We start from the raw sequence: 3,348 nt of genomic DNA, 5'->3' as shown, positions 1-3,348 counted from the left end.
CTCGCGAGGGTTTTCAAGATAGTCCAGCCTAAGCTCTGCTAGGGCAGCGCCCTGGCTTTTTGCCCTGCCAATAGCAGCAAGTGCTGTTTTTGCATTTTTTTCGGCTATGCATGCGCACAGTTTTACCATTCTTCTCGCCCGCTTTTTCAGCCTGTTTTTCCAAACAGCGCCAAATCAACCCTAGTCGGATACTTCATTTACTGCTCACTGTCACCTTCCGCAACTCCAATCTCCGAATCAGTCACTGCTTTGGAAAATTCCCGAAATGTTATGCCCTCTTCCAAGATGGGCTTTCCAATCCCATCCAAAAGCACAAACCTTGGTTTTGCCTGCCTTGTTTTTTTGTCCAGTGCCATGGCATTCCAAAGCCCTGCATGGCTGAATTTGATTTTCTTATTCCCAAGCCCTGCGCTCTGCAGTGCCGTGGCCACAACCCCTGCCTGGTCTTCTTTCAGGCCGCGCCTTGACTGCGACAGCTTAAGCGCAACTTTCATCCCAAGTGCCACGGCCTCACCGTGCGAAATGCCAAAACCGCTCTCTTTTTCAATGGCGTGCCCTGTCGTGTGCCCGAAGTTCAAAAAATGCCTTGTGCCCTTCTCCTCCCGTTCATCTTCGCCAACTATCTTGCCTTTAATTGAAACGCACCGTGATACTATCCTTTCCAGCACCTGCTCGTCTTTGGCAAAAACCCTACCCGTGTTTTCAATAATATCAATAAGCAAATCCCTGTCCGCTATAGCTGCAGTCTTGATTGCCTCGCAAAGCCCTGCCTGAAGCTCGACTTTTGGCAAAGTCCCAAGCACTGCAAGGTCGCAGGCAACAAGTCTGGGCTGGTAGAAACTTCCAACAAGATTTTTTGCGTCCCTTGTGTTTATCGCAGTCTTGCCCCCGATGCTTGAATCCACCATTGCAAGCAGCGTTGTTGGCACGTGCACAAGTGAGACTCCGCGCATGTATGTTGATGCCACAAATCCTGCTGCGTCCCCAACGGTTCCGCCGCCAAGGCCCACAATTACCCCGCCTTTTCCCAGCCCCGCCTTTGCGCAGGCAGTGTATATTTTTTCAAGCGAGGAAATTGTTTTTGCGCCCTCGCCATCTTCAAGCACAACTTGGCTTGCCTGAATCCCGCTTTCCTTAAGCGAGCCGGTTGCCTTGCTGCCATAGAATTTGTTGGCGGTCTTGCTTGAAACCACCAGGGCTTTTTCTGCGCCGCCTGTGATTTGCAATACTTCTTTTCCCAGATCGGCAAGGCTAAGCCCAACCATTGCCTTGTAAGGCCTTTGCGCTTTTATCTCAATTTCAATCATGCCAAAGCACCAAATTCCGGTTTTGTCTGATTGGCTCAGTCCATTGCACTGTCTAATGCTTTTGCCTGCTCTTATGCGTTTGCCTTTTCGCCCCAAGCGACCTGCCAAGCGCGCCTGCAATCGGTTCCACGTCAACAACAAGCTGCCTGAAGTGGTCGTATGTCAGCTGCTGCTGCGCGTCGCTTTTTGCAGCCTTTGGGTTTGGGTGCACCTCAATTAGAAGCCCGTCAGCGCCACAGGCAACTGCAGCCCTGCTCATTGGCGTGATTAGCTCCCTGATGCCGGTGCCATGCGACGGGTCAACTATTATAGGCAAGTGCGTCAGGCCCTTTAGAAGCGGCACAACGTTAAGGTCCAATGTGAACCTCGTGTCAGTTGAAAAAGTCCTGATGCCCCTCTCGCACAGGATGACGTTTTGGTTTCCTTCCTGCATTATGTATTCTGCGGCAAGCAAAAACTCCTTGACTGTTGCGCAAAGCCCCCTTTTCAAAATTACCGGCTTTTCGCTTTTCCCCACCTGGCGAAGCAAGTCGTAGTTTTGCATGTTCCTAGCCCCCACCCTAAGCATGTCCACACTTTCTTCCACCTGGCTTACCTGCCTTGGGTCCATGACCTCAGTTTCTATCGGAAGGCCGGTCTGCTCCCTTGCGGCATCAAGAAGCCTCAACCCCTCAAGGCCCATTCCCTGGAATTCGTAGGGGGATGTCCTGGGCTTGAATATCGACCCGCGAAGCACCTGCGCGCCGCTTTCCTTGATTGCATGCGCGCTTTCAATTATCTGTTCCTTTGACTCAACCGAGCAGGGTCCTGCAATCAGGACGATGTTTTCGGTGCCAAATTTCACCCCGTCGACTTTTACAACCGAGTTTTCCTTTTTCATCTCCCTTGAGGCAAGCTTGTAAGGGGTCATTACCCGCATGACATTTTCAACCACTTCAATTGTCCTGAAGGTGTTCTCGTTTATTGAAAGCGTGTTGCCAACAATTCCAAGCACAATCCTGTCCTCGCCCTGGCTCAGGTTTTCTGTGTGCAGCCCCAAATCCCGCGCAAGGTCCTTGACTGCCTGTATCTGGCTTTCTGTTGCGCCTTTTTTCAATATCACAATCATTTTTATCACCACATTTTAGTCATTCTGAATTCAAAATTTTGGTTTGTTGCACTGTTTTCATGGACTTGCTCTAGCCCAGGTTTGTTTTCCCAAAAAACTGCAAGGAGCCAAAGGAGGCAAAGCCATCGCTAGCTTTTGAAAATTCTTGGGCATCCCGCAGCCGGTTTACCGCGGGGTTGCCAGCCTTGCAAAAGAAGGCCAACTACCAAAAATAGAAATAGCCAAAAGAAGAAAACTTTGCAATGCTAACGCCTCTGAACCTTGTGCCTGTTGCTCTTATCGGAATTGCATTGCCGATTTCCATGGGCATTATTCAACCATAAGTCCTATTTAAGCCTTTATGTTTTTTCCTGCATATTTTTGTGCATTAAAGTACATATTTATAAATCTGCCTCGGTTCAACAAAGTCCTCAGTGTTTTACGCGGGGTGCTATGCGTGGAGAATGATAATGGTGGAAGGGATGGACTTTGGCCCAAAATCAGTGGCCTTGGACTTGCATATAGCCCCGGCAGACTTGTTTTCAGTGCTGTGCGAGCATGAGCAGATAGCTTTCCTGTTTGAGAGCAGCAAGGGCGTTGAAAAGCTCTCCAGATTTTCGTTTCTGGGCTTTGGCCCAAGCAAGCACATGGTGCTTGATGGTGGGGCGTTGAACGTTTCGTGCGGCAAAGACGGGCAAAGCCAGGCCCTTGATGCAACAGACCCGCTTGGGATGCTCAAATCCCAAATCGGCAGGGCAGACGTATCCGCCGAGGGGTTTTTAGGTGGCGCAGTTGGTTATTTTTCATTCGACTTTGTCAACCACCTAGAACCAACTCTTGCAGACTTTGCCCCAAAAAACCCGGCAGGCTTTCCGGATTATGAGTTTGGCGTATTTGATGATTGCATTGTGTTTGACCACAGGGTCGGGACCATTAAATACCTGTACCGTGCGC

At 49.9% G+C, this 3,348-nt stretch carries 3 protein-coding genes; 1 reads left to right on the top strand and 2 read right to left on the bottom strand.

Going from position 1 to position 3,348, the window contains the following annotated elements; all coding sequences use genetic code 11:
• Positions 1 to 197 precede the first annotated feature (197 nt).
• Complete coding sequence (gene aroB / locus FJZ26_05090) at positions 198 to 1,307, bottom strand: 3-dehydroquinate synthase (GenBank protein MBM3229782.1); 1,110 nt, start codon at positions 1,305 to 1,307, stop codon at positions 198 to 200.
• A 52-nt stretch (positions 1,308 to 1,359) separates the two neighbouring features.
• Positions 1,360 to 2,415, bottom strand: a complete 1,056-nt coding sequence (gene aroF, locus FJZ26_05085; GenBank protein ID MBM3229781.1) for a 3-deoxy-7-phosphoheptulonate synthase — start codon at positions 2,413 to 2,415, stop codon at positions 1,360 to 1,362.
• A 443-nt stretch (positions 2,416 to 2,858) separates the two neighbouring features.
• On the opposite strand from aroF, the gene FJZ26_05080 reads away from it, so the two are divergent.
• Positions 2,859 to 3,348 (top strand): hypothetical protein (locus tag FJZ26_05080; GenBank protein ID MBM3229780.1); only part of this gene is annotated, 490 nt, incomplete at its 3' end.

The organism is Candidatus Parvarchaeota archaeon, assembly GCA_016866895.1.
Taxonomy (GTDB): Archaea; Micrarchaeota; Micrarchaeia; order Anstonellales; family VGKX01; genus VGKX01.
Note: the sequence above shows the minus strand (reverse complement) of the source record. Positions and strands in the feature narration are given on the sequence as shown.